This is a genomic window from Allochromatium humboldtianum, from assembly GCF_013385175.1.
In the GTDB taxonomy this organism is placed as follows: Bacteria; Pseudomonadota; Gammaproteobacteria; order Chromatiales; family Chromatiaceae; genus Thermochromatium; species Thermochromatium humboldtianum.
In genome coordinates, this window is the sequence record NZ_JABZEO010000009.1 from 60,668 (window position 1) to 85,731 (window position 25,064).

22 protein-coding genes and 2 tRNA genes are annotated in these 25,064 nt (G+C 65.4%); 10 read left to right on the plus strand and 14 right to left on the minus strand.

Going from position 1 to position 25,064, the window contains the following annotated elements:
- The first annotated feature begins 251 nt into the window (after nt 1-251).
- The gene (locus HW932_RS13785; protein WP_176977073.1) at nt 252-1,037 is read left to right on the plus strand and encodes a metallophosphoesterase; all 786 of its coding nucleotides are present in this window, start codon (nt 252-254) and stop codon (nt 1,035-1,037) included.
- Between the two features lie 12 nt (nt 1,038-1,049).
- On the opposite strand, the gene HW932_RS13790 is transcribed toward HW932_RS13785, so the two are convergent.
- On the minus strand, nt 1,050-1,340 hold the full coding sequence (locus tag HW932_RS13790; protein ID WP_176977074.1) for an acylphosphatase: 291 nt from the start codon (nt 1,338-1,340) through the stop codon (nt 1,050-1,052).
- Nucleotides 1,341-1,519: 179 nt separating this feature from the next.
- Here HW932_RS13790 and wrbA point away from each other — a divergent pair, with 179 nt between their 5' ends.
- Together wrbA and hda are read left to right on the plus strand one after the other, a co-directional pair.
- A complete protein-coding gene (wrbA, locus tag HW932_RS13795) occupies nt 1,520-2,110 on the plus strand; it encodes an NAD(P)H:quinone oxidoreductase (protein ID WP_176977170.1) in 591 nt (196 codons plus the stop codon).
- Nucleotides 2,111-2,133: 23 nt separating this feature from the next.
- Nucleotides 2,134-2,847, plus strand: coding sequence for a DnaA regulatory inactivator Hda (gene hda, locus HW932_RS13800; protein WP_176977075.1), 714 nt, complete (start codon nt 2,134-2,136; stop codon nt 2,845-2,847).
- Between the two features lie 2 nt (nt 2,848-2,849).
- Here the strand turns inward: hda and HW932_RS13805 are convergent, their stop codons facing one another.
- The gene (locus HW932_RS13805; protein ID WP_425485121.1) at nt 2,850-3,416 is read right to left on the minus strand and encodes a CDP-alcohol phosphatidyltransferase family protein; all 567 of its coding nucleotides are present in this window, start codon (nt 3,414-3,416) and stop codon (nt 2,850-2,852) included.
- An 82-nt stretch (nt 3,417-3,498) separates the two neighbouring features.
- Here HW932_RS13805 and purM point away from each other — a divergent pair, with 82 nt between their 5' ends.
- The gene (gene purM, locus HW932_RS13810; RefSeq protein WP_176977076.1) at nt 3,499-4,569 is read left to right on the plus strand and encodes a phosphoribosylformylglycinamidine cyclo-ligase; all 1,071 of its coding nucleotides are present in this window, start codon (nt 3,499-3,501) and stop codon (nt 4,567-4,569) included.
- The gene (gene purN, locus HW932_RS13815; protein ID WP_176977077.1) at nt 4,559-5,230 is read left to right on the plus strand and encodes a phosphoribosylglycinamide formyltransferase; all 672 of its coding nucleotides are present in this window, start codon (nt 4,559-4,561) and stop codon (nt 5,228-5,230) included. Before purM ends, purN begins: the two co-directional genes overlap by 11 nt.
- Here the strand turns inward: purN and HW932_RS13820 are convergent.
- The 7 genes from HW932_RS13820 to rnr all read right to left on the minus strand — a co-directional run bounded on the left by HW932_RS13820 (nt 5,215) and on the right by rnr (nt 14,289).
- Nucleotides 5,215-5,892, minus strand: coding sequence for an Lcl C-terminal domain-containing protein (locus HW932_RS13820; RefSeq protein ID WP_246296838.1), 678 nt, complete (start codon nt 5,890-5,892; stop codon nt 5,215-5,217). The two genes, purN and HW932_RS13820, sit on opposite strands and share 16 nt — an antisense overlap.
- A 25-nt stretch (nt 5,893-5,917) precedes the next feature.
- Nucleotides 5,918-6,175, minus strand: coding sequence for a DUF6489 family protein (locus HW932_RS13825; protein WP_176977078.1), 258 nt, complete (start codon nt 6,173-6,175; stop codon nt 5,918-5,920).
- Between the two features lie 40 nt (nt 6,176-6,215).
- Nucleotides 6,216-6,674, minus strand: coding sequence for a hypothetical protein (locus HW932_RS13830; RefSeq protein ID WP_176977079.1), 459 nt, complete (start codon nt 6,672-6,674; stop codon nt 6,216-6,218).
- 351 nt (nt 6,675-7,025) lie between these two features.
- Nucleotides 7,026-7,100, minus strand: a tRNA-Val gene (locus tag HW932_RS13835).
- A gap of 72 nt (nt 7,101-7,172) precedes the next feature.
- Nucleotides 7,173-11,084, minus strand: a complete 3,912-nt coding sequence (purL, locus tag HW932_RS13840) for a phosphoribosylformylglycinamidine synthase (protein ID WP_176977080.1) — start codon at nt 11,082-11,084, stop codon at nt 7,173-7,175.
- Nucleotides 11,085-11,132: 48 nt separating this feature from the next.
- Nucleotides 11,133-11,876: a 23S rRNA (guanosine(2251)-2'-O)-methyltransferase RlmB gene (gene rlmB, locus HW932_RS13845; RefSeq protein WP_012970800.1), complete on the minus strand. Its 744-nt coding sequence runs from the start codon at nt 11,874-11,876 to the stop codon at nt 11,133-11,135.
- A complete protein-coding gene (gene rnr / locus HW932_RS13850) occupies nt 11,869-14,289 on the minus strand; it encodes a ribonuclease R (RefSeq protein ID WP_176977081.1) in 2,421 nt (806 codons plus the stop codon). Before rnr ends, rlmB begins: the two co-directional genes overlap by 8 nt.
- Before the next feature lie 117 nt (nt 14,290-14,406).
- Between rnr and HW932_RS13855 the strand changes: the two genes are divergently transcribed.
- The 5 genes from HW932_RS13855 (at nt 14,407) to HW932_RS13875 (ending at nt 20,050) form a co-directional block, all read left to right on the plus strand.
- Nucleotides 14,407-14,493: transfer RNA gene (locus tag HW932_RS13855), tRNA-Leu, on the plus strand.
- 118 nt (nt 14,494-14,611) lie between these two features.
- Complete coding sequence (gene purB, locus HW932_RS13860) at nt 14,612-15,979, plus strand: adenylosuccinate lyase (protein ID WP_176977173.1); 1,368 nt, start codon at nt 14,612-14,614, stop codon at nt 15,977-15,979.
- Between the two features lie 222 nt (nt 15,980-16,201).
- Nucleotides 16,202-17,167 (plus strand): 4-hydroxy-3-methylbut-2-enyl diphosphate reductase, encoded by a 966-nt coding sequence (gene ispH / locus HW932_RS13865; RefSeq protein WP_176977082.1) that lies wholly within the window; start codon nt 16,202-16,204, stop codon nt 17,165-17,167.
- 104 nt (nt 17,168-17,271) lie between these two features.
- Nucleotides 17,272-18,357, plus strand: coding sequence for a glycine oxidase ThiO (thiO, locus tag HW932_RS13870; RefSeq protein ID WP_176977083.1), 1,086 nt, complete (start codon nt 17,272-17,274; stop codon nt 18,355-18,357).
- Nucleotides 18,358-18,424: 67 nt separating this feature from the next.
- On the plus strand, nt 18,425-20,050 hold the full coding sequence (locus HW932_RS13875; protein WP_176977084.1) for an ATP-binding protein: 1,626 nt from the start codon (nt 18,425-18,427) through the stop codon (nt 20,048-20,050).
- Nucleotides 20,051-20,062: 12 nt separating this feature from the next.
- Here HW932_RS13875 and folC read toward each other — a convergent pair whose 3' ends face one another.
- The 5 genes from folC to HW932_RS13900 form a co-directional block, all read right to left on the minus strand.
- Nucleotides 20,063-21,343, minus strand: a complete 1,281-nt coding sequence (gene folC, locus HW932_RS13880) for a bifunctional tetrahydrofolate synthase/dihydrofolate synthase (protein ID WP_176977085.1) — start codon at nt 21,341-21,343, stop codon at nt 20,063-20,065.
- A 26-nt stretch (nt 21,344-21,369) separates the two neighbouring features.
- Complete coding sequence (gene accD / locus HW932_RS13885) at nt 21,370-22,263, minus strand: acetyl-CoA carboxylase, carboxyltransferase subunit beta (protein ID WP_176977174.1); 894 nt, start codon at nt 22,261-22,263, stop codon at nt 21,370-21,372.
- A 105-nt stretch (nt 22,264-22,368) separates the two neighbouring features.
- Nucleotides 22,369-23,178: a tryptophan synthase subunit alpha gene (trpA, locus tag HW932_RS13890; RefSeq protein ID WP_176977086.1), complete on the minus strand. Its 810-nt coding sequence runs from the start codon at nt 23,176-23,178 to the stop codon at nt 22,369-22,371.
- Complete coding sequence (trpB, locus tag HW932_RS13895; protein WP_176977087.1) at nt 23,175-24,425, minus strand: tryptophan synthase subunit beta; 1,251 nt, start codon at nt 24,423-24,425, stop codon at nt 23,175-23,177. The genes trpA and trpB overlap by 4 nt, the downstream gene beginning before the upstream one ends.
- On the minus strand, nt 24,394-25,053 hold the full coding sequence (locus HW932_RS13900; protein ID WP_222932380.1) for a phosphoribosylanthranilate isomerase: 660 nt from the start codon (nt 25,051-25,053) through the stop codon (nt 24,394-24,396). The genes trpB and HW932_RS13900 overlap by 32 nt, the downstream gene beginning before the upstream one ends.
- Nucleotides 25,054-25,064: the final 11 nt, after the last annotated feature.

Below are 25,064 nucleotides of genomic sequence, written 5' to 3' on the forward strand. Positions count from 1 at the left end.
GCCTGCGATCGAGATGTGAACGGGTTCACGGTTCTCACTCATCGGCCTACCGGCTCCTTCGAGTGTTGTGAACGGCGTCATCACGAACAGCGGTCTGGACTGTTAAAAAGACGGGCATGGACATGCGATTCAGGCGGACCTCCCTTGGACAGCCTCGACCGGAACCGAAGAACATGCCGCAACACCATCCTTTTCGCTCAGTGCGTCAATCCCGTTCGCGACAGATCAACGCCATGGCCGGGGAATCCGCGATGCCGCTTCGTCTTCTGCAACTGACCGACCCCCACCTCTTCGGCGATCCCGGCGGGAAACTGCTGGGCATCACGACGCGCCGCAGCTTCGAGTCCGTCCTGACGCTGGCGCTGTCCGGGAACATACCGCCCGATGCCCTGCTCCTGACCGGCGATCTGGTGCACGACGAAACCCCGGCTGGTTATCGTTATCTGCGCGAGCGGCTCAGGAGAACCGGGGTTCCGCACTATTGCATCGGCGGCAACCACGACATCCCGGCCTTGATGACGGAGCACCTGGATTCGGCGGCTCCAGGCTCCGTGGCGCTGCGTCGGCTCGGTCGCTGGAACCTGATCCTGCTCGATTCGAGCACCCCCGACAGCGATGGCGGATACTTGACGGAGATCCAGCTCACCCGACTCGCCGAGCTGCTGGCCGATGAACGGGCTCCCGCACTCATCGCTCTGCACCACCATCCGGCGGCCATCGGCAGTACCTGGATCGACCGGATCGGGGTCGCGAACGGCGCTGAACTGCTCGCCCTGTGTGAACGTCACGCCCAGGTGAAGGCCGTCCTCTTCGGCCATATCCATCAGGACTTTTCGGCGCGGCATGGAGACTGTCTGCTCCTGGGCGCGCCCTCGACCTGTCTTCAATTCACGCCTGGAAGCGCGGATTTCGCGATCGACGAGATCCCGCCGGGTTATCGTGAACTCAGACTCCACCCGGACGGCCGCCTCGAAACCCAGGTCGTCCGGCTCGAACAGTACGCGGAGATGCCGCTCCATCTGGCGGGCGGATACTGACGCGGCCGTCGCTCAGTCGATGACGAACCCCGGCTGACCCTGATAGTCCAGAGGCTCGCAGGCCACGCCCGTCACCTCGGCCATGGCCGGCCCGCTCCGCAGCCAGTCGCGCAGTTGCGCCACGGCGGCCGCCCCGCCGCAGGCCAGCACCTCGACACGCCCATCGCTCAGATTGCGCGCATAGCCGGTCACGCCCAGTCGCATCGCCTGCTCGCGCGTCGAGGCGCGGAAGAAGACACCCTGAACACGTCCGGCGACCACACAGCGATAGCAGACCCGGTGCTCGGCGGCTCGCTCGTCCATCGTTGAATCCCCCTCGTCATTGTCGTGGATCGCGCGCCGAGACGGCGGCGGAGCGTTCGATGGTGGGGGAGATTCTCACCAGATCGCGACCCTGGATCAAGGATAGCGATTGGCGCGCGCGGCTTTGAATGATTAAATCATCGGACATGCAACCGACACTGTCCGGGACGGACCCGCGTATGAGCTATATCCTGATCCTCTATTACAGCCGCCATGGCGCCACCGCCGAGATGGCGCATCAGGTCGCGCGCGGCGTGGAGGCCGCCGGACTGGAAGCGCGTCTGCGAACGGTGCCGGCCGTCTCCGCCGTGTGCGAGGCCACCGAACCGGCCGTCCCCGCCGGCGGCGCGCCCTATGTGAACCTCGAGGATCTGCGCGACTGCGCGGGTCTGGCGCTCGGCAGCCCGACGCGCTTCGGCAACATGGCGGCAGCCATGAAGTATTTTCTCGACGGCACCAGCAGTCTGTGGCTGGCCGGCGCCCTCGCCGGTAAGCCGGCCGGGGTCTTCACCTCGACCTCCAGTCTGCACGGCGGGCAGGAAGCGACCCTGTTGAGCATGATGCTGCCGCTGCTGCATCACGGAATGCTGGTCATGGGTCTGCCGTACAGCGAAACCGATCTGCTGCATACCCAGAGCGGCGGTACGCCCTATGGTCCCTCGCATCTGGCGGGAACTGAGAACGATCGGCCACTGACGGAAGAGGAAAAGCGACTTTGTCAGGCCCTGGGGCGACGTCTGGCGACCACGGCCTCCCGACTCGCCGGCTGAGACGCACAGACGAGGCCCGACACTTGAACGGCCCGACCCCGCAGCTCCATCTGCCGCTCGAACTGCGACCCGAGCCGACCCTGGAGTCCTATCGGCCGGGGCCGAACGCCGAGGCCCTGGATGCCGTCGCGGCGATGGCACGGGGGGCGGGCGAACCCTATCTGCTGCTCTTCGGCGCCGAAGGCACGGGCAAGACCCATCTGTTGCAAGCCGCCTGTCAGGCCGTCGCACACGCCGGGAGTCAGGCCCATTTCGTGCCGCTCGGGATGGCGGATCTGGATCCGGCGATGCTGGAGAACCTGGAACGGCTGGATCTGGTGGCGATCGACGACATTCAGTGCATCGTCGGCGATCCGGCCTGGGAGCGCGCCCTCTTCGATCTCTTCAACCGGCTGCGCGAACAAGGGCGTTCACTGCTGGGCGCCACCAACGCCGCGCCCGACAGCCTGCCGTTCAGCCTGCCGGATCTGGCCTCGCGTCTGCTGTGGGGGCCGCGTTATCGGCTGCTGCCGCTGTCGGATCTGGACTGCGAACAGTTGCTGCTCGAAGCGGCGCACGGACGCGGGATGCGGCTGACCCCGGAGCTGGTGCGCTTCATCATGAGCCACTACGCGCGTGATCCAGCCTCGCTGCTCGACCTGCTGGCGCGGCTCGACAGCCTCAGCCTGCGTGAGCAGCGCCAGCCGAGCATTCCGCTGGTGCGTCGTATCATGCTGGGGTCTGAGGACGCTTCCTGAGTTCAGTCCGACTTCCAGCCGCTGCGGATCGCCTTGCGGCTCCAGATCCAGACGTATTGCGTGCCGCTGACCACCACAGTGATCAGACAGGCCCAGATCAGTGCGGCAATCGAGACCGCCGGCAGATCCATGACCCCGGCATCGAGGATGACGGCTACGACCAGCACGATCTGCATGGCCGTGTTGACCTTGCTCATGAGGATGGGGGCCGCCTCGACCTCGGCGACCCGGTAGTTGTAGAGCAAGGCGCCGCTGACGATGACCAGATCGCGGAAGATCACCGCCAGCACCAGCCACAGCGGAATGAGTCCATGCACGCCGAGCACCAGAAAGCAGCATACGAGCAGAGTTTTGTCAGCCAGCGGGTCGAGCAGGCCGCCGAGCCGGCTCTGCCAGCCATAGTGCTTGGCCAGAAAGCCGTCGAGTCCGTCGGAGATCCCGGCGGCGGCGAACAGAACCAGGGCCCAGCCGAATTCGTGGACCGCGAGCAGATAGACCACCGGAATCACGGTGATCAGCCGAATCACGCTGATGATGTTGGGGATATCACTGGGCTTCAGGAAACTCATGGCACCGACGCCTATGGAACGCACTGACGGAAGATGGCAGGTATACTAGCGCACCTCGATTCGTCAAGACTGGAGCCATCGCGTGCCGCAGGATTCCCCAACCCCATCCACCACCCTCAGTTATCGTTCGGCCGGTGTCGACATCGACGCCGGCGCCCGACTCGTCGAGCGTATCAAGCCGCTGGCCGCCGCCACGCGCCGCCCCGGCGTGCTCGATGGGCTGGGCGGGTTCGGGGCCTTGTTCGAACTGCCCCTGGAGCGGTTCCGTCATCCCGTACTGGTCTCGGGCACCGACGGCGTGGGCACCAAGCTCAAGCTCGCCATCGAACTGGGCCGCCACGACACCATCGGCATCGATCTGGTGGCCATGTGCGTCAACGACATCCTGGTCAGCGGGGCCGAGCCGCTGTTCTTCCTCGACTACTATGCGACCGCGCACCTGGACGTCGAGGTCGCTACGGCTGTCGTCAGCGGAATCGCGCGTGGTTGTGAACTGGCCGGCTGCGCCCTGACCGGGGGCGAGACGGCCGAGATGCCCGGGCTCTATGGCGCGGGCGACTATGATCTGGCCGGATTCTGCGTCGGCATCGTCGAGAAGGACGCCATCATCCAGCCCTCGCGGGTCACGCCGGGCGATCGGCTGATCGCGCTCGCCTCTTCCGGGCCGCATTCCAACGGCTATTCACTGATCCGCAAGGTCATCGAGACCAGCGGCGCGGATCTGAGCCAGACTCTGAGCGAGACGACGCTGGGCGAGGCGCTGCTGGCCCCGACGCGCATCTATGTGCGCTCGGTGCTGTCGCTGATCGCGGCGCAGCACGTCCATGCCCTGGCCCATATCACCGGCGGTGGTCTGACCGAGAACCTGCCGCGCGTCCTGCCGGACGGCACTCAGGCGTGCATCGATCTCGACTCCTGGACCCGCCCGGCGGTATTCGACTGGCTCCAGACCCAGGGCGGCATCGCCGAGGCCGAGATGCTGCGGACCTTCAACTGCGGCGTCGGGATGGTGGTGTGCGTGGCGGCGGAGGACGTCGAGGCCGCGCTGACCCATCTGCGCGCGCAGGGCGAGACCGCCTGGGTCATCGGTCGGATCGAAGCGACCGAGGGTGAGCCCTGTGTCGTCTATCAGGGCGGCGCCCATGCCGTCTGAACGTGCCCCGCTGTCGGTCGTCGCGCTCATCTCGGGGAGCGGCAGCAATCTCCAGGCCCTGATCGACGCCCAGGAACAGGGCGCGCCCTTCCGGATTCGCGCCGTCATCAGCAACGAGCCGAACGCCTTCGGTCTGGAACGCGCGCGTCGTCATGGGATTGCGACCGAGGCTCTGAACCACCGTGACTATCCGGATCGTGCCGGCTTCGACAGCGCCCTCGCAGCGGCGATCGATGGCCATGATCCGGGCTTGGTGGTGCTGGCCGGCTTCATGCGGATCCTGACGCCGGCCTTCGTCGAGCACTATCGCGGACGGCTGTTCAACATCCATCCATCCCTGCTGCCCAGGTATCAGGGATTGCACACCCACAAACGCGCGCTCGAAGCCGGCGATACCGAGCACGGCGCCAGCGTGCATTTCGTCACCGCCGAACTCGATGGCGGCCCCGTGGTCCTCCAGGCGCGCGTGCCCGTGCTGCCTAGAGACGACCCAGACACGCTGGCCGCACGGGTGCTGAAACAGGAACACGTCATCTATCCGACCGTGGTGCGCTGGTTCGCCGAGGGGCGGTTGCGGCTCGATGCGGATGGGCGTCCTCATCTCGATGGCGAGGTGCTGGACGAGCCGCGCCGGATCGGTCCGGGTCAGGGGTCTAGCTGATCGTCAGCGTCTTCCGTTCCCGGCTCGCGACCGTCATGCGGTTCGAGGCGCCGTTCACTGTAGGGCAGACAGGTCGCGGGTCGCTCAGGCGAGCAGGCCTCGGCATCGCGCACCAGTCGGACATAGAAGGCATCGCGCTTGGTGCCATAGCCCAGATGGCCACGGCGAAAGTCGAGCGTCCAGGCGCTGTCCGGATAATAGGTCGCCGGGTCCGAGGTCCAGAAGCGGCCCGCCGGTGTGCGCGGAAAGGTGACGCCGTCGATGCCGACGCCATAGCAACGTCGCACCAGCAGGGAGCGCAGTTCGTCCTGGGTCGGCAGGCGCCAGTCGGCATAACCGGCGAAACGCCATTCACGCGCGCGACGCTTCGCCTCATCCAGCTTGAAGGCCTGTGGCTCACCCATCGTACAGCCGACCCCGGCCGCACCCTCGGGGCACTGCTTCCACATCAGGCCGGTGCTCCGATCGTAGACCGTGCCGTTCTGGATCTGGATGTAGCGCGAATCGGGTATGGGGGCCGCGTCCCAGTCGACACACTCCTGAGCGACCGCCATTCCGGCCAGTAGGGCCGCCGGCATGAACAACAGTCGTACCCGCCCCTTGCCCGCTTTCAGGCCGGAATCCGGGAACGAGCAGCGGAAGAACCGAGGCTTCAGCCGCATGTGCGCGCCCTGACCGACACCAGCACTATTTGGATCTATCCTCATCCGTCTTCGAGCCGGAGGCCGGGAGACTCGTCATGAGTTTCTGGAAGTAGTCCCAGGACGCGAGGGTTCCGGCCATATAGGGCTGGAAGAGCTTGAGCGGATCATAGCCCTCGACCCCGGCGTTCATGCGCTCGCGGATGTCGTCCATGAGTTGGCGCTGAAAGGCTTCGACGTCCGGGAGCCCGAAGAGCTTGCGCATTTCTTCGGGGGTGATATCCACATCGACCGTGACCTTCATAAAGAACCTCTCCAAGCGTTGACGAGCGGGATGATGCGACTCAGTGACGGCGCGCGCGCGGCATGTCTTCCAGGATCGGTTCCTCGACCTGGATGCCGCGCCGCACGCGCCGACCGATCAGGACGCAGGCACGCTCGAAGGCGCGCTCGGCCTCGCGGGCGTTCCAGTCCCATTCGGATGGATGCGAGGTGGCCGGAAACTGCCAGTGCCCGGTGGTCAGCACCGAACCGATGCGCACCTCCAGTGTCCAGTCGTGCCAGACCATGTCCGGCTGCTCGTCCTCGACGAACTCCTGTTCGACCAGTCGGACATAGTGACCGGCCTGATCGTCCATGGCGACCTGGTTGGTGAGCACCAGGGTGTCGTCGATACAGCTGCTCCAGCCGGTATGGACCGCGCTGGCCGTGGACATGAGGGCATGGATGAGCAGTCCGGGCGTGAGCGTCAGGGACAAAGGAGTGTCCCAGTCCGGCTCACCTGTGTCTCTATCGAGTGTCATTGAGTGAATGTAGAACCTATGTTGCCGGTGGTGGCGCATTCTGGGTGCCAAGCGGCAAGTCTACGTCGGTCGGGCCACGAACAGCAATGCGGATACTCAGCATTTCCGGCGTTACGCCAGACGTATGCACTTGGCGTCATTGGTAAATCATAAACCCATCAAATCGCCGCCTCACCATCGATCCTGTCTTCCTTTTGATTCTTCACGAACGGGAGTCACGCGCCAAAGCACCTTTGGTCGAAGAGCGTCCGCGATGCGTGGGACGGCTATCCCACTTTCGCCCCAAATCCGGCTAGAAAAGAAAAAGGCCAGCAATTGCTGGCCTTTAAATCTCTTAAATTCAAGAATATTTGGTGGGCGCAGGTGGGATCGAACCACCGACCCCTGCCGTGTGAAGGCAGTGCTCTCCCGCTGAGCTATGCGCCCTGAACAGACGGCGAATGATAGCGGTATTGGCGGAGCCTGACAAGCCCCGCCGCACTCGTTCAGATCGACCGATCAGCCGACCCAGACGCGGGCATTGCGGAACAGCCGCATCCAGGGACCGTCCTGACCCCAGTCGTCCGGATACCAGGAGTTCTGGACGGCCCGGAAGACGCGCTCGGGATGCGGCATCAGGATGGTGACGCGCCCGTCGGTGGTGGTCAGTCCGGCGATGCCGTTGGGCGAGCCGTTGGGGTTGGCCGGATAGCTTTCGGCGATCTGTCCGTCGTTTTCGACATAGCGCGCCACGACCCAGGGTTCGGCCGCCGCCAGATGGGCCGGATCGCGGAACTCTGCCCTCCCCTCGCCATGGGCCACGGCGATCGGCATCCGCGATCCGGCCATGCCCGTCAGCAGTACCGAGGGAGTCGCTTCGACCTGGAGCATGAGCGTGCGTGCCTCGAACTGCTCGGAGCGGTTGCGCACGAAGTGCGGCCAGTGATCCGCGCCCGGAATCAGCTCGCGCAGGTTGGAGAGCATCTGGCAGCCGTTGCAGACACCGAGCGCAAAGGTGTCGGTGCGCGCGAAGAACGCCTGGAACTGATCGCGTGCGCGGCCGTTGAACAGGATGGTCTTGGCCCAGCCCTCGCCCGCGCCCAGCACGTCGCCGTAGGAGAAGCCGCCACAGGCCACCAGACCCCGGAAGTCGGCCAGATCCACGCGCCCGGCGATGACATCGGACAGATGCACGTCGACACAGGAGAAGCCGGCGGCATGGAAGGCGGCGGCCATCTCGATCTGACCATTGACGCCCTGATCGCGCAGGATGGCGATCGGCGGACGTGCCCCGCGTTCGATGTAGGGTGCGGCGATGTCGTCGTCGGGATCGAAGGTCAGGACCGCGTTCAGGCCCGGATCGGGTTCAGCGATGCGCGCGAAGGCCTCGGCCGCGCACTCGGGATCGTCGCGCCGCGCCTGCATCCGGTAGCTGGTCTCGGACCAGAGCCGTTGCAGCTCGGCACGATCGGCCGTGAACAGGGTGCAGCAACGATGACAGATACGGATCTGGTCGCTGTCGTCGAGCAGACCGATCACCGGGCTGAACTCGGCCAGACCGTGGTACTCCAGGATCTGGAGCACATCATCCGTGTCGGTATGGCGCACCTGGATGACCGCGCCCAGTTCCTCGCTGAACAGGGCGGCGAGCACGTCGGAGCCGATCGCAGCCAGATCGATGTCCAGCCCGCAATGCCCGGCGAAGGCCATCTCGCACAGGGTCGCGAGCAGGCCGCCGTCCGAGCGGTCGTGATAGGCCAGGATCATGCCCTCGGCGCGCAGTTCCTGGAGCGCAGCGAAGAAGCGCTTGAGCAGATCGGGATCGTCGAGGTCCGGCGGCTCGGTGCCGATCCGGTTGTAGACCTGCGCCAGCGCCGAGCCGCCGAGCCGGTTGCGTCCACGGCCGAGGTCGATCAGGATCAGGTCGGTATCGCCCTGATCGGTACGCAGTTGCGGCGTCAGGGTCTCGCGCACCTCCTCGACCGGCGCGAAGGCCGAGACGATCAGCGACAACGGTGCGGTCATCTCGCGCCGCTCGCCTTCGGGCGTGTTCCACACCGTCTTCATGCTCATGGAATCCTTGCCGACCGGGATGGCGATCCCGAGTTCGGCGCAGAGATCCAGACCGACCGCGCGCACCGTGTCGTAGAGCCGCGCGTCCTCGCCCGGATGCCCGGCCGCCGCCATCCAGTTGGCCGAAAGCTTGATGTCGCCCAGCTGCTCGATGTCGGCGGCGAGGATGTTGGTGATGGCCTCGCCGACCGCCATCCGGCCCGAGGCCGGTGCATTCAACAGCGCCAGCGGAGTACGCTCGCCGATGGCCATGGCCTCGCCGGTGTAGCCGCTGTAATCGCTCAGGGTCACGGCACAGTCGGCGACCGGCACCTGCCAGGGGCCGACCATCTGCTCGCGCGCCACCAGTCCGGTGATGCTGCGGTCGCCGATGGTGATGAGGAAGCTCTTGTCGGCGACCGTCGGCAATCGCAGCACACGGGCGATGGCGTCGCTCAGCTCGATGCCGCTGGTGTCGAACGATGCGCCGGGTGATGGCAAACGCTCGACCTCACGGCGCATGCGTGGCGGCTTGCCCAAGAGCAGCGAAAGCGGCATGTCGATCGGGCGTTCAGCACGCGCGGCGTCTTCGAGCGCCAGATGCTCGGCCTCGGTCGCCTCGCCGACCACGGCATAGGGACAGCGCTCGCGTTCGCAGATGGCCTTGAACTCGTCCAACTGCTCGGCGGCGACCGCCATCACATAGCGTTCCTGCGACTCGTTGCACCAGAGCTCCATCGGCGACAGTGACGGATCGTCGCTCGGGATCGCGGCCAGATCGAAGCGTCCGCCGCGTCCGCCGTCATGCACCAGTTCGGGCAGCGCGTTGGAGAGTCCGCCCGCGCCGACGTCATGGATGAAGAGGATCGGATTGTCCTCGCCGCGCGCCCAGCAACGGTCGATGACCTCCTGACAGCGCCGCTGCATCTCGGGGTTGGCGCGCTGCACCGAGGCGAAATCCAGATCTTCCGCCGAAGCCCCCGAAGCCATGCTGGAGGCCGCACCGCCGCCGAGACCGATCAGCATCGCCGGCCCGCCGAGCACGACCAGCGGCGTGCCCGCCGGGAAGGGACGCTTCTCGACATGCTCGTCGCGGATGTTGCCCATCCCGCCTGCAAGCATGATCGGTTTGTGATAACCGCGCAGTTCGGTGCGGCCGTCCGGGCCGGGGATCGCCTGCTCGTAGGTGCGGAAATAGCCGGTCAGATTGGGCCGTCCGAACTCGTTGTTGAAGGCCGCCGCGCCGATCGGCCCCTCGATCATGATGTCGAGCGCCGAGACGATGCGTCCCGGCTTGCCGTGATCGATCTCCCAGGGCTGCTCGAAGCCGGGGATGCGCAGATTCGACACCGAGAAGCCGCACAGACCGGCCTTGGGCTTGGCGCCCTGCCCGGTCGCGCCCTCGTCGCGAATCTCGCCGCCCGAGCCGGTGGCCGCGCCCGGATCGGGGGCGATGGCGGTCGGGTGGTTGTGGGTCTCGACCTTCATCAACAGATGAATGGGTTCCTCGGACTCGCAGTAGACGCGCGTCTGCGGACAGGGGATGAAACGCCGTCCTTCCCAGCCTTCGAGCACGGCGGCGTTGTCCTTGTAGGCCGAGAGCACGCCTTCGGGCGAACTCTGGGTGGTATGACGGATCATGGCGAACAGCGAATGGGTCTGCGGCTCGCCGTCGATCACCCAGTCGGCGTTGAAGATCTTGTGCCGGCAGTGCTCGGAGTTGGCCTGGGCGAACATCATCAGCTCGACATCGGTCGGATTGCGGCCGAGCGCGCTGAAGTTCTCGGTCAGATAGTCGATCTCGTCGTCGGAGAGCGCCAGCCCCAGTTCGAGGTTGGCTGCTTCCAGCGCCGGCCGTCCGGCACCGATGACATCGACCCGCTGCATCGGACGCGGTTCGGCGGACTCGAAGAGCTGGCCGGCCGACTCCAGATCGAAGCGCACCACCTGGGTCATGCGGTCGTGCAGCACGGCAGCCACGGCGTCCAACGTGGGGCCGTCGAGTTCACCCGGCGCGCCGGCTGCTTCCGGGGCGAGGGTCAGATAATAGGCGATGCCGCGCTCCAGACGCCGGATCGTCTTCAGGCCACAGTTGTGCGCGATATCGGTCGCCTTCGACGACCAGGGCGAGATGGTTCCCGGTCGCGGCACCACCAGCACCAGACGCCCCTCAGGCTCATGCGCCGGCAGACTCGGCCCATAGCGCAGCAGACGCTCCAGGATAGCGCGCTCCTCGGCGCTGAGTTCAGCCGTCACCTGGGCGAAATGCACATACTCGGCATAGGGCTGGATCGGGAACCCGGTCAGCTCGCACAGCCGGTCGGCCAGTTTCTGGAGACGGAGTTCGGAGAAGGCGGGCGCACCACGGAGGACAAGCATCGGCGTTGCTCTTTAGGGACTTAGGTGATTGTCGACAGAAAAAGACGGCTAGGCGCGTCGTTGGCGCAGGGCCTCGTAGAGACAGACGCCGGCCGCGACCGAGACGTTCAGGCTCTCCACCTGGCCACACATCGGCAGACGCACCAGACGATCGCAGCGTTCGCGGGTCAGGCGGCGCAGTCCGCTGCCCTCGGCGCCCATCACCAGCCCCAGCGGGCCGGTCAGGTCGGCGGCATAGAGTTCGTCGCTCGCCTCGCCGGCGGCGCCGATCAGCCAGATGCCGCGCTCCTTGAGCGCATCCATGACCCGCGCCAGATTCGTCACCTGCACATAGGGCAGCGTCTCGGCGGCGCCGCTGGCGACCTTGCACACCACGGGCGTCAGCCCGACGGCGTTGTCCTTGGGTGCGATGACCGCCTGGACGCCGACGGCCTCGGCGGTACGCAGACAGGCGCCGAGATTGTGCGGATCCTGGACCTCATCCAAGAGTAGCAGGAATGGCGGCACATCGAGCCGATCGAGCAGCGCCGCCAGGTCGGATTCGGTACGCGAGGACGGCACCCGAACCCAGGCGAGCGCGCCCTGATGATTGACGCCGGCGGCGGCGCGTTCCAGCTCCGCGCGCTCGACCTGACGCAGCCGGATACCGGCCTCGCGCGCCAGATCGGCCAGTTCCTGCAGGCGCCGGTCGCGACGCGCCCGCTCCAGCCAGACTTCGTCCACACCCTCGGCGCCGAACTTCAGTGCCGCACGGACGCTGTGGATACCCCCGACGGGCGCGCGCTCAGTCATTGCGCTTCACAGTGTTGGACGAGCGCTTGCGCTTGGAGCGCGAACGCGATTTCTTGGGCGCAGGCTTGCCGGCATCGGTCAGGCCGCTTGAGTCGCTCTTGGCGGCGGCTTCCGAAGTCGGACGATCACCCGACGGGCCGCCCTGTCGCTTGCCGCGCTTGGGCTTCGCATCAGCCGGCACCGGCTCGCCGCCCGGCTTCGGCCCGCGACGTCCGGTCTTGGCCATCGGCTCGGCGAGCACGAAATCGATCTTGCGGTCATCCAGATTGACGGAGGCCACCTGCACCCGCAGCCGATCACCGAGACGATAGACCATGCCGGTGCGCTCGCCGTGCAGACGGTGCCCGATGGGGTCGAAGTGATAGAAGTCGTTGTCGAGTGCCGTGATATGCACCAGACCATCGACGTGGACCTCGTCGAGTTCGACGAAGATGCCGAACGAATTGACGCTGGTGATGGTGCCGTCGAACTTCTCGCCCAGCTTGTCCTGCATGAATTCGCACTTGAGCCAGTCCTCGGCGTCGCGCGTGGCTTCATCGGCGCGGCGTTCGGTGCCCGAGCACCACTCGGCGGCCTGTTGCAGCTCGGTCTTGGTGTAATCGAGATCCGAGGCCGTACCGCCGGCGATCAGATGCTTGATGAGCCGGTGCACGACCAGATCCGGATAGCGCCGGATCGGCGAGGTGAAGTGCGTATAGGCGTCGAAGGCCAGTCCGAAGTGCCCGGCATTGTCGGTGCTGTACATGGCCTGCTGCATCGAGCGCAGCAGCACGGTCTGGATCAGACGCCGGTCGGGACGCTCCTTGATCTGCTCCAGCAACGCGGCATAGTCCGCCGCCGTCGGCTTCTCGCCGCCCGGCAGCTTCAGCGCCAACTGCGCCAGGAACTCGCGCAGATCGTTGAGCTTTTCCTGACTCGGCAGATCATGGATGCGATAGATGCCCGGCAACCGCTTGCGCTGGAACTGGCGTGCCGCCGCGACGTTGGCGGCCAGCATGCACTCCTCGATCAGCTTGTGGGCATCATTGCGCACCAGCGGCACCACGGATTCGATCCGTCCCTGCTCGTTGAACAGGAATTTTGTTTCAGTGGTGTCGAAGTCGATCGCTCCGCGCTCGGCGCGTGCGGCCTGGAGCGCCTGATAGAGCTGATAGAGCTCGTGCAGATGCGGCAGGATCTCGGCGAAGCGTTCGCACAGCTCGCCATCGCCGTCGACCACCATGGCCGCGACCTGATCATAGGTCAGTCGCGCCTGCGAGCGCATCACCGCCTCGAAGAAGCGGGTGCGTGTGACCTGACCCTCACGATTCACATACAGCTCGGCCGTCATGCACAGCCGGTCGACATGCGGATTGAGCGAACAGAGTCCGTTGGACAGCACCTCGGGCAGCATCGGGACGACGCGATCGGGGAAATAGACCGAGTTGCCGCGTGAAAACGCCTCGCGGTCGAGCGCGGTGCTGGGGCGCACATAGCTGGAGACATCGGCGATACAGACCAGCAGCTTCCAGCCCTTGGGCTTGCGCTCACAGTAGACGGCATCGTCGAAGTCGCGCGCATCGGCCCCGTCGATCGTCACCAGCGGCAACTGACGCAGATCGACACGCCCGGTCTTGGCTGCTTCCGGTACGTCCTCGCTCAAGCCGGCGACCTCGGCCATGACCTCATCCGGCCACTCGACCGGCAGGTTGTGGGCGCGGATGGCGATGTCGGTCTCCATGCCGGGGGCCAGATGATCGCCGAGCACCTCGCGAATCCGTCCGATCGGCTGGGTGCGCTGGGTCGGCTGATCCGTGATGTCGGCCATCACGATCTGCCCCTGCTCGGCGCCTTCGAGCCGGTCGCTGGGGATGATGATGTCGTGGGTGAGCCGCTTGTGGTCCGGTACCACAAAACCGACGCCACTCTCCTTATATAAACGTCCCACGACGCTGTGGGTGTTGCGTTCCAGGATCTCGACGACCGCGCCTTCGAGCCGTCCGCGCCGGTCGCGCCCGGCGACCCGCACCACCACCCGATCACCGTGGAAGAGCGCGCGCATCTCCTTGGGATAGAGATAGAGATCGTCCCCGCCCTCATCGGGCCGCACGAAGCCGAAACCGTCGGGATGCCCGATGACGCGCCCGGCGATCAGGTCGCGACTGTTGACCGGGCAGAAGGCCTGGTTGCGATTGCGCACCAGTTGGCCATCGCGGACCATGGCCCCGAGACGGCGTTCGAGCGCGATCAGATCCTGTTCGTCAGAGAGCGCGAGTGCGGCGGCGATCTCGTCGAACGCGAGCGGCGCGCCGTGATTGGCCAGGGTTTCGAGGATGAACTCCCGGCTCGGGATGGGGTTAGCGTACTTCCTCGCCTCGCGTTGGCGATGGGGGTCCGCGCTCTTGGCAGGTGTGGCTGATCGGCGTTTGGTCACTATAGAGGAATCGTTGCGAAGAAAGTTGTTAGTTTACCCTTGACAGGGCCGTCCTGTCTCACTAATATGCGCGTCTCCACTGGGGGCACGGCAAAAAAGCCAACGCAAACAGTGACTGCCGAGGTGGCGGAATTGGTAGACGCGCATGGTTCAGGTCCATGTGGGCGAAAGCTCGTGGAGGTTCGAGTCCTCTCCTCGGCACCAAAAATTCCGCAATCACCCATGAGGGTGATATCGAAAAGGCGCTGCATCTCAGGATGCGGCGCCTTTTTTTATGTGTCCGTTTTCGTTCAAGATCCTCGATTGGAGCCAGCCTATGTCGATGCCGCTTTCCACGCTCACCGCGATCTCACCGGTGGATGGCCGCTATGGAGCCCGCGCCGCAGACCTGCGCGCGATCTTCAGCGAATACGGACTCATCCATCACCGCGTCCAGGTCGAGGTACGCTGGCTCCAGACACTGGCCAATCACCCCGGCATCCAGGAAGTACCGTCCTTCTCCGAGACGGCCAACCAGTTGCTCGACCGGATCGTCGCTGAGTTCAGTCTCGCCGACGCCGAGCGGGTCAAGGAGATTGAGCGTACCACTAATCACGACGTCAAGGCGGTCGAGTATTTCCTCAAGGAGCGCATCGCCGAGAATGCCGAACTGACGGCCGTCAGCGAGTTCATCCATTTCGCCTGCACCTCCGAGGACATCAACAACCTCTCGCACGGCCTCATGGTCCAGGCCGGACGCGAACGGGTGCTGCTGCCGCAGATGGACGCCCTGATCGAGTCGATCCGCACGCTCGCTCACCAATACGCCGATCAGCCGATGCTCTCGCGCACCCACGGCCAGCCGGCGACCCCGACCACGCTCGGCAAGGAATTGGCCAACGTGGTGCACCGCCTGCGCGCCCAGCGCACGCGGGTGGCCGAGGTCGCGCTGCTGGGCAAGATCAATGGCGCGGTCGGCAACTACAACGCGCATCAGATCGCCTATCCCGAAGTCGACTGGCCGGCCCTGGCCCAAGGTTTCGTCACCTCATTAGGCTTGACCTGGAACCCCTATACCACCCAGATCGAGCCGCACGACTATCTGGCCGAACTCTTCGATGCGCTGGCCCGCTTCGACACCATCCTGATCGACTTCTGCCGCGACGTCTGGGGCTACATCTCGCTCGGCTATTTCAAGCAGCGCACCATCGCCGGCGAAGTCGGCTCCTCGACCATGCCGCACAAGGTCAACCCGATCGACTTCGAGAACGGCGAAGGCAATCTCGGCATCGCCAACGCCATCCTGGAACATCTGGCCGGCAAGCTGCCGATCTCGCGCTGGCAGCGCGATCTGACCGACTCGACCGTACTGCGCAACCTGGGCGTGGGTCTGGCGCACCTGAGCATCGCGCTCCAGTCGATCCAGAAGGGTCTGAGCAAACTGGAAGCGGACCCCGCGCGTCTGGCCGCCGATCTCGACGCCAATTGGGAAGTGCTGGCCGAGCCGATCCAGACCGTGATGCGCCGCCACGGCGTCGAGCAGCCCTATGAGAAGCTCAAGGAACTGACGCGCGGACGGCGCATCGGCGCCGATGCCCTGATCGCCTTCGTCGACACCCTGGAGATCCCGGACTCGGCCAAAGCCGAACTCAAGGCGCTGACGCCCGCACGCTATATCGGTGAGGCCGCCGCGCTGGCACGCGCCATCTAAGCCCGACATCTCAGCTCGCACGGACGTCAAGGCTTGGGGCGCCGGCATCGGGGGAGGGGCGACCGCATGGAGGCGGTCGTCAAGCCTACAGGGATGTATTCACGGCGCCCCCCCGATGCCGGCACCCCAAGCCGCCCCCCTGGCAGGAACCCAGCCAAAGCTCAGAAAACCTTACTTTGGCTCTCTGTTTCAATCCGACAGCATCGCCTATCCTTGACGACCATGACCTCGAACCAACACGCCCTCTCCATCGAACTGGCCAACCCACGCGGCTTCTGCGCCGGCGTCGACCGCGCCATCGCCATCGTCGAGCGCGTACTCGAACGCTATGGCGCCCCCATCTACGTCCGCCACGAAGTCGTACACAACCGCTTCGTCGTCGACGGACTGCGCGAACGCGGCGCCATCTTCATCGAGGAACTCGACGACGTACCGGACAATGCGACCCTGGTCTTCAGCGCCCACGGCGTGCCCCAGAGCGTGCGCCAGACCGCCGAAGCACGCGGTCTGCGGGTGTTCGACGCCACCTGCCCGCTCGTCACCAAGGTCCATCTGGAAGTCGCGCGCCACTGCAAGAACGGCGTGAGCGTGGTGCTCATCGGTCATCGCGGCCACCCCGAAGTCGAGGGCACGCTCGGCCAGTTCGTCGAGGCCGCTGACGGCGCCGCCATGCATCTGGTCGAGAAGGCCGCTGATGTCGAATCGCTGGTCGTCGCCGATCCCGAACGGCTGGCCTATGTCACCCAGACCACGCTGTCGATGGACGACAGCCGCGAGATCATCGCCGCGCTCCAGTCCCGCTTCCCGGCGATCCAGGGGCCGAAGAAGAGCGACATCTGCTACGCCACCCAGAACCGCCAGGACGCCATCCGCGATCTGGCCCAACGCTGCGACCTGATGCTGGTGGTCGGCTCGCCGAACAGTTCCAACTCCAACCGGCTGCGCGAGCTGGCCGAGAAACAGGGCTGCGCCGCCTATCTGATCGACGGCCCCGAAGACATCCAGCGCGACTGGCTGAATGGCCGCGCGCGCATCGGCGTGACTGCCGGTGCATCCGCCCCCGAGATCCTGGTCGAGCGCGTGATCGCCCAGCTCAAGAACTGGGGCGCCGGCGAGGTCATTGAGCAGGATGGCATCCGCGAGCAGGTCGTCTTCGCCCTGCCGCGCGAACTGGCGCAGGAGCAGTAATCAAAGCGATTTGAACCGCAAAGGCACGAAGAGCGCCAAGATTTGAATTTCTTCGTGTCCTTTGCGCCTTTGCGGTTCACAACTATCAAACTCAGGGCACAGCGATGCGGGATGTTCTGGTCATCGGCGGCGGCATCATCGGTCTGCTGACCGCGCGCGAACTGCGTCTGTCGGGCGCTGAGGTGACGCTGATCGAGATGGGAGAAACCGGACGCGAGTCCTCCTGGGCCGGCGGCGGCATCGTCTCGCCCCTCTATCCCTGGCGCACGCCTGAGCCGATCACGGCGCTGTCGCGCTGGAGTCAGGGCGTCTATCCCGCTTTGACCACTCAGCTCCTTGACGAGACCGGGATCGATCCCGAATTCACGATCAATGGGATGCTGGTCCTGGATGACGAGGATCTCGATCAGGCGCTCGGCTGGGGCGCGCGCCACAGCCAGCCGATCGAGATCCTCCAGGAACCGGCGCCGCACGCGATCGAACCCGAGTTGGGGCCGCGTCCGGCGCGTGCACTGCACCTGCCCGGCATCGCCCAGCTACGCCCGCCCCGGTTGTCGAAAGCGGTCCGGTGCGCGCTCGAAAAGCGTATCGATCTGCGCGAACGCGAGGAGGTGTGTGAACTGCTGGTCGAGCAGGGTCGGGTGCGCGGCGTGCGCACACCCAAGGGTCAGGTCGAGGCCCAGCGTGTCGTCATCTGCGCCGGCGCCTGGACCGCCAAGCTGCTCGAACAACTGGGCACACCGCCGGACATCCAGCCGGTACGCGGTCAGATGCTGCTGTTTCATGCCAAGCCGGGGCAGATCAATCACATCACGCTGCACGCCGGTCGCTATGCCATTCCGCGCCGCGACGGGCGCGTGCTCTTCGGCAGCACGCTCGAACACGCCGGATTCGTCAAGCGCACCACCGCCGAGGACAAGGAAGCCCTCTACCACGACGCCATCGACCTCTTCCCCGTGCTCAGACGCACGCCGATCGAGGACCACTGGTCGGGACTGCGCCCCGGCTCGCCGAGCGGGATTCCCTACATCGGCGCCTATCCGGGGATCGAAGGACTGTATTTCAACGCCGGACACTTCCGTAACGGTCTGGTCATGGGGCCGGCCTCGGCACGGCTCATGGTCGATCTCATGCTCGATCGCGAGCCGATCCTCGATCCGGCGCCCTATGCGTTGAACGCCAGTCGCTGAACGCTGGCAACGGTCCATCGAGTGTCCGACAATGCTCGGTACGACAGATGATTCTGACCTGCCCGCCATGCCTGATGTGAAGCGACCGCTACCGATCAGCATCCAGACCTTCCGCAAGCTGCGCGAGGGTGGTTTCTGTTATGTGGATAAAACCGCACACCTCGCTACCCTGACGCAAGACAACGGCGCCTATTTCCTATCGCGCCCGCGCCGGTTCGGCAAGAGCCTGCTGCTCGATACGCTCAAAGAACTGTTCGAGGGCAGCGAGGAACTCTTTCGCGGACTGTACATCCATGACCACTGGGACTGGGAACAGCGCCATCCGGTGATCGTGCTGGATTTCGCCGCCGGGGTGATCGACAGCCGCGCGGCACTGGATCAACGCATCCGGCGCTTGATAGAGAACAATGGCGAGCGTCTCGGCATCGAATGTGACTGGCACAACAACGATATTCCGGGCTGTTTCGGTGATCTGATTCGCCACGCCCACACGCACTACGGCCAGCCGGTCGTGGTCCTGGTCGACGAATACGACAAACCGATCCTCGACAACATCGACCACCCCGAGCGCGCCGCCGAGATCCGCGAGGGACTCAAGAATCTCTACTCGGTGCTCAAGGCCCAGGATGCCTATCTGCGCTTCGTCTTCATGACCGGCGTGACCAAGTTCAGCAAGGTCAGTCTGTTCTCGGGACTCAATCAGCTCAACGACATCACGCTGGACCCCAGGTTCGCGACCATTTGCGGTTATACGCAACAGGATCTCGAAAACACCTTTGGCCCCCACTTGCAGGGCGTCGATCGGGACGAGGTCCGACGCTGGTACAACGGCTATTCCTTCCTCGGTGAGCCGGTCTACAACCCCTATGACATCCTGCTGTTCATCGACAAGGGCCATAGCTTCCGCAACTACTGGTTCGAGACCGGCAGCCCGAGTTTTCTGATCAAGCTGTTCCAGTGCCGGCGCTACTTCCTGCCCAGTCTGGAGCAGATCGAAGTCAGCGAGGAGATCCTCGATTCCTTCGATATCGAGCGCATCAATCCCATCACCCTGCTGTTTCAGAGCGGCTATCTGACGGTGGAGTCGACCGAGCAGACCTGGGGTGAACTGACCTTTCGGCTGCGGATACCGAATCAGGAAGTACGCACCGCGTTGAACAATCAGTTCATCGACGCCTATGCCGACATCAGCATCGAACGCCTGCGCTACAAAGCGGGCTTGGGCGAGGCACTGACCCAGGGTGATCTGCCGGCGCTGGTCGCGGCCATCAAACGGCTGTTTGCCGGTATCCCCTGGCGCAATTTCACCGGCAATGATCTGCCCGAGTCCGAAGGCTACTATGCCAGTGTGCTCTATGCCTTCCTCGCCAGTCTCAATGCCGAGATCATCCCCGAAGACCTGACCAATCACGGACAGGCGGATCTGACGGTGCGGATCGCCGGCTACACCTATGTCATGGAATTCAAGCTCGACCGGGGCGCGGCCGCCTCGAAGGTCGTGGCTGATGAAGCGGAGACGGCGGCCGAAGCCGAGCCGGCTGAAGTGTCCAACCCGGCCTTAGCGCAGATCCATGCGCGCGGCTATAGCGAGAAGTATCGCGGCACGCCTGGGCAGGGGCTGTTCGAGGTCGGGTTGGTCTTTGGAAGCGCGGCGCGCAATCTGATACAGGCCGACTGGCGGCGCGTGGCCTGAACGCCGCGCGTTCTATACCGGACAGGCCGGATGTCGAAGCGCCTGCCCGACCGTCGTGAACGAGCCGACGATCAGCAGCGCATCGCCGGGCACGGATTCGGCTAAAGCGGCCCCGATCGCCTCGGCGACGTTTCCAAAGGCGCCGCGCCGGTTCGCACCGATCAGTCCATCCAGGCGTGCGCTCAATCGGTCGACCGGCAGGGCGCGCGCGTCCTCGCTCTGAGCCAGATACCAGTCGTTCACGTATTCGCGAATCGGCGTAACGAGACGTTCAGGGTTCTTGTCGGCCAGCACCGCGATCACGGCACGCAAGCGTCCGGGACAGGCGAAATCACGCAGATTGGCGGCCAGTGCTTCAGCGGCTTCGCCATTGTGAGCGACATCCAGAATCCAGGTGACGGCGCTCGGCATGACCTGGAAACGTCCCGGCAGACGTGCCCGCTGCAAACCGGCACGGATGGCGTTGACCGGAACCGGGAGCCGTTCGCGCAAGGCTGTCAGGGCCACGATGGCGGCGGTGGCGTTGTCGAGTTGGAAAGGCCCACGCAGCGCCGGGATCGGAAGCGCCAGCCGCTGTCCATCCGGCCCGGTCCAGATCCAGCCCTCGGTCGTGCGTGCATGGCCGAGTTCGCGCCCGAGCTGGAGCGCCAGCGCGCCGATTCGCGCGGCTTCCGCGCGCAGTGTCTCGGGTGCGTCGCGCTGACCGATGATCGCCGGACGTCCGGGGCGGAAGATCCCGGCCTTCTCGCGCGCGATCGACTCCAGGCTGTCGCCCAGCCAGTCGGTGTGATCCAGACCGATGCTGGTCACGACGGACACATCGGCGTCGATCAGGTTGACCGCATCGAGACGCCCGCCGAGTCCGACCTCCAGCACCACCAGATCCGGCCGGGCACGGGCGAAGATGTCGAGTGCCGCCAGGGTGCCGAACTCGAAATAGGTCAGCGAGATCCCCTCGCGCGCCCGGTCGATGCGCTCGAAGGATTCGCACAGCGTCTCATCCGCGACCGGCACGCCGTCGAGCCGCACCCGCTCGTTGTAGCGGCACAGATGCGGCGAGGTATAGACACCGCATCGATAACCGACCGCGAGTGCCATCGACTCGATCATGGCCACCGTCGAGCCCTTGCCGTTGGTGCCGCCGACCGTGATCACCGGACAGGGCAGGCGCCCGCCCTCCGGAGCCAGCCGCGCCCACACTGTCCCGACCCGCTCCAGCCCCAGATCCATCCGGCTCGGATGCAGACTCGACTGCCAGTCCAGCCAGTCGTCGAGCGTCGCGAAACGCGCCATATCCGTCGTCACCGTCGTACCCAAACTCAGACCGGCACCACGGTCCGGCAGTAACGCGGACGGTGCATCAGCAGCGCCAGCAGATCCGCCAGCCGTTCGCGCAGATCGCGCCGGTCGATGATCATGTCGAGCGCGCCCTTGTCCAGCAGGAACTCACTGCGCTGGAAGCCTTCGGGCAACTGCTCGCGCACCGTCTGCTCGATGACGCGCGGACCGGCGAAGCCGATCAGGGCATTGGGTTCGGCGACATTGATGTCACCGAGCATCGCCAGACTCGCCGAGACGCCGCCCATGGTCGGATCGGTCATCACCGAGATGAAGGGCAAAGAGCGCTCGCGCATCCGGGCGAGTGCCGCGCTGGTCTTGGCCATCTGCATCAGCGAGAACAGGCTCTCCTGCATCCGCGCCCCGCCGCTGGCCGAGAAGCAGACATAGGGCGCGTCATGCTCGATCGCCGCCTCCACACCGCGCACGAAGCGTTCGCCGACCACCGAGCCCATCGACCCGCCCATGAAGCCGAACTCGAAGGCCGCCGCCACGATGGGCGCGTCCTTGAGCCGACCGCGCATCACGATCAGCGCCTCCTTCTCGGAGGACTGTTTCTGGGCGGCGGCGAGCCGGTCCTTGTATTTCTTCAGATCCTTGAACTTGAGCGGATCGAGCGATTCGAGATCGGCGCCGATTTCCTCGCGACAATCGGCATCGAGAAAGGCTTCAAGCCGCCGGCGCGCGCTCAGACGGTTGTGATGCCCGCACTTGGGACAGACCTCCAGATTGCGCTCCAACTCGGCGCGATAGAGGATGGCGCTACAGCCCGGACACTTGGCCCAGACGCCCTCGGGCACGGCACGCTTGGTGTTGGCATCGATACGGATGCGGTCGGGGATGAGCTTCTCGAACCAGCTCTTGCCCTTGTCCATGGCCTGCTTCACGGTGGCGGTGGCCTGGGCCTGGACCTTGGATTTGGTGGATTCTTCCATCGTCGTTGGTGTGCTCTGGACCTTGGTTGCAGTGTGGGTCGCCGATCAGCGCGCCCCGTCGATCGCCGTGCGCAGCTCGGCCAGGAAGGCCGCAACCGTCTCGGGGATGCGCTCGGGCGTCTCGGCGAGCGCCTCGATCCGCCCGACGATGGCGCTGCCGACGATCACGGCATCGGCGACCTCGGCCACGCGCGCGGCGGTCTCGGCATCGCGGATGCCGAAGCCGACCCCAACCGGCAGCTCGACCGCCGACCGGATACGCGCCAGATGCTCAGCCACATCCGCCGTGTCGAGATTCGCCGCGCCGGTCACGCCCTTGACCGAGACGTAATAGACGAAGCCCGAGGCCACGCCGCCGATACGCTTGATTCGATCATCGGTCGAGGTCGGTGCCAGCAGATAGACCAGATCCAGCCCCTGCGCTTTCAGCGTCGTCACCAGCTCATGCCCCTCTTCGGGCGGCACATCGACGATCAGTGCGCCATCGACTCCAGCCGCCTGAGCGCGTTCGGCGAACGCGGCATAGCCCATGATCTCGATCGGATTGAGATAGCCCATGAGCACCACGGGCGTCTCGCTGTCGCGCTCGCGGAACGCACGCACCATCTCCAGCACATCGGCCAGACGCACGCCCTGAGCCAGTGCGCGTTCGGTCGCGCGCTGGATCACCGGACCATCGGCCATCGGATCGGAGAAGGGCACGCCCAGTTCGATGATGTCGGCGCCGGCCGCGACCATGGCGTGCATCAGCGGCACCGTGGTCGCCGGCCCCGGATCGCCGGCGGTGACGAAGGGAACCAGCGCGGTACGACCCTGCGCCTTCAGTTGTTCGAAACGCTGTGCGATGCGGCTCATAGGACCAACCCGTCGTGACGCGCGACCGTGTGCATGTCCTTGTCTCCGCGACCGGAGAGATTGACCAGAACGCTCTGGTCCGGACGCAAGGTGGGCGCGAGCTTGTGTGCATAGGCGAGCGCATGGCTCGATTCGAGCGCCGGGATGATGCCCTCGGTGCGCGTGAGATGATGGAAGGCGGCCAGCGCCTCGTCATCGGTGATCGAGACGTACCGGGCACGCCCGCTGTCCTTGAGCCACGCATGTTCGGGACCGACGCCCGGATAGTCCAGCCCCGCCGAGATCGAATGGGTCTCGATGATCTGACCGTTGTCGTCTTCCATCAGATAGGTGCGGTTGCCGTGCAGCACGCCCGGACGTCCGGCGCACAGAGGTGCGGCGTGATGGCCGGTCTCGACGCCCTCCCCGCCCGCTTCGACGCCATAGATGGCCACGTCCGTGTCCGCGATGAAGGGATGGAACAGACCGATGGCGTTCGAGCCGCCGCCGACGCAGGCCACCAGCGCATCCGGCAGACGTCCGGTGCGCTCCAGCATCTGGGCGCGCGCCTCGCGACCGATCACGGTCTGGAAGTCGCGCACCATCATCGGATAGGGATGCGGCCCGGCGACGGTGCCGATGATGTAGAAGGTGTCATCGATGTTCGTCACCCAGTCGCGCATGGCTTCATTCAGCGCATCCTTGAGGGTGCGTGAGCCGGAGGTCACGGGCACGACCTTCGCGCCCAGCAGACGCATCCGGTAGACATTGGCCTCCTGACGGGCGACATCGACCTCGCCCATGTAGACCACGCATTCCAGACCCAGCCGCGCGGCGACCGTGGCACTCGCCACGCCATGCTGCCCGGCGCCGGTCTCAGCGATGATGCGCGTCTTGCCCATGCGCTTGGCCAGCAACGCCTGACCGATGGTGTTGTTGACCTTGTGCGCGCCCGTGTGGTTGAGATCCTCGCGCTTGAGATAGATCTGCGCCCCGCCCAGTTCACGGCTCCAGCGCTCGGCATGATAGAGCGGCGAGGGGCGACCGACGTAGTCGCGCAGATCGGCGTCCATCTCGGCCTGGAACTCGGGATCGGCCTTGCAACGCTCATAGGCCAGCCGCAGTTCTTCCAGCGGATGCATGAGCGTCTCGGGCACGAACAGCCCGCCATAGGGACCGAAGTGTCCCGTCGCATCCGGCAGGTCATAGGCCGCCGCGCGGCCTGGATCCAGGCGCTCAGCCTGGCTGGTGTCGGCGTTGATCGCCATCTCTTACCCCTTGCATAAACGCGAAAATCAGTTCCGAATCCTTGAGACCCTTGGCGGCTTCGACCCCGCCGCTGACATCGACCCCATAGGGTCGAACCCGTTCGATGGCCTCGGCCACGTTCTCCGGGGTCAGACCGCCGGCGAGCAGGATCTCGGGAGCGATGTCGGGCGGGATGCGCGCCCAGTCGAAGCACTGGCCGGTTCCCCCAGCGCGTCCGGGTTCATAGGCATCGAGCAACAGACCATCGGCCCCGGCGAAACGTTCGCGCTCGGCGGCCAGATCGATCCCCGGACGCATCCGCAGCGCCTTGATCCAGCGCCGTCCGAAGCCGGCGCAGAACTCAGGCGATTCGTTGCCGTGGAACTGGATCAGATCCAACGGCGCCTGCTCCAGGGTCGCTTCGATGGTGTCAACCGAGGCATCGACGAACAGCCCGACGGCGGTGACGAACGGCGGCAGCGCCCGGCATAGCGAGGCGGCCTGCTCGGGCGTGACCGCGCGCGGACTGGCCGGATGGAAGACGAAGCCGACCGCATCGGCTCCGGCCGCCACGACGGCGGCGATGTCCGAGACCCGCGTCAAACCGCAGATCTTGACCCGTGTTCTCGGGATGTGGTTTTGCTTCAACGGTGCCTCGA

Bases quoted from the DNA above. Each gene is read 5' to 3' on its own strand.
- trpA (WP_176977086.1), bottom strand. From the start codon at position 23,178: ATGAGCCGCATCGCACAGCGTTTCGAACAACTGAAGGCGCAGGGTCGT.
- ispH (WP_176977082.1), top strand. From the start codon at position 16,202: ATGACCTCGAACCAACACGCCCTCTCCATCGAACTGGCCAACCCACGC.
- HW932_RS13825 (WP_176977078.1), bottom strand. From the start codon at position 6,175: ATGAAGGTCACGGTCGATGTGGATATCACCCCCGAAGAAATGCGCAAG.
- purN (WP_176977077.1), top strand. From the start codon at position 4,559: ATGCCGTCTGAACGTGCCCCGCTGTCGGTCGTCGCGCTCATCTCGGGG.
- HW932_RS13790 (WP_176977074.1), bottom strand. From the start codon at position 1,340: ATGGACGAGCGAGCCGCCGAGCACCGGGTCTGCTATCGCTGTGTGGTC.
- accD (WP_176977174.1), bottom strand. From the start codon at position 22,263: ATGGACAAGGGCAAGAGCTGGTTCGAGAAGCTCATCCCCGACCGCATC.
- thiO (WP_176977083.1), top strand. From the start codon at position 17,272: ATGCGGGATGTTCTGGTCATCGGCGGCGGCATCATCGGTCTGCTGACC.
- trpB (WP_176977087.1), bottom strand. From the start codon at position 24,425: ATGGCGATCAACGCCGACACCAGCCAGGCTGAGCGCCTGGATCCAGGC.
- HW932_RS13830 (WP_176977079.1), bottom strand. From the start codon at position 6,674: ATGACACTCGATAGAGACACAGGTGAGCCGGACTGGGACACTCCTTTG.
- HW932_RS13820 (WP_246296838.1), bottom strand. From the start codon at position 5,892: ATGCGGCTGAAGCCTCGGTTCTTCCGCTGCTCGTTCCCGGATTCCGGC.
- wrbA (WP_176977170.1), top strand. From the start codon at position 1,520: ATGAGCTATATCCTGATCCTCTATTACAGCCGCCATGGCGCCACCGCC.
- rlmB (WP_012970800.1), bottom strand. From the start codon at position 11,876: ATGACTGAGCGCGCGCCCGTCGGGGGTATCCACAGCGTCCGTGCGGCA.
- HW932_RS13785 (WP_176977073.1), top strand. From the start codon at position 252: ATGCCGCTTCGTCTTCTGCAACTGACCGACCCCCACCTCTTCGGCGAT.
- HW932_RS13805 (WP_425485121.1), bottom strand. From the start codon at position 3,416: ATGAGTTTCCTGAAGCCCAGTGATATCCCCAACATCATCAGCGTGATT.
- HW932_RS13875 (WP_176977084.1), top strand. From the start codon at position 18,425: ATGCCTGATGTGAAGCGACCGCTACCGATCAGCATCCAGACCTTCCGC.
- purL (WP_176977080.1), bottom strand. From the start codon at position 11,084: ATGCTTGTCCTCCGTGGTGCGCCCGCCTTCTCCGAACTCCGTCTCCAG.
- folC (WP_176977085.1), bottom strand. From the start codon at position 21,343: ATGGCGCGTTTCGCGACGCTCGACGACTGGCTGGACTGGCAGTCGAGT.
- purB (WP_176977173.1), top strand. From the start codon at position 14,612: ATGCCGCTTTCCACGCTCACCGCGATCTCACCGGTGGATGGCCGCTAT.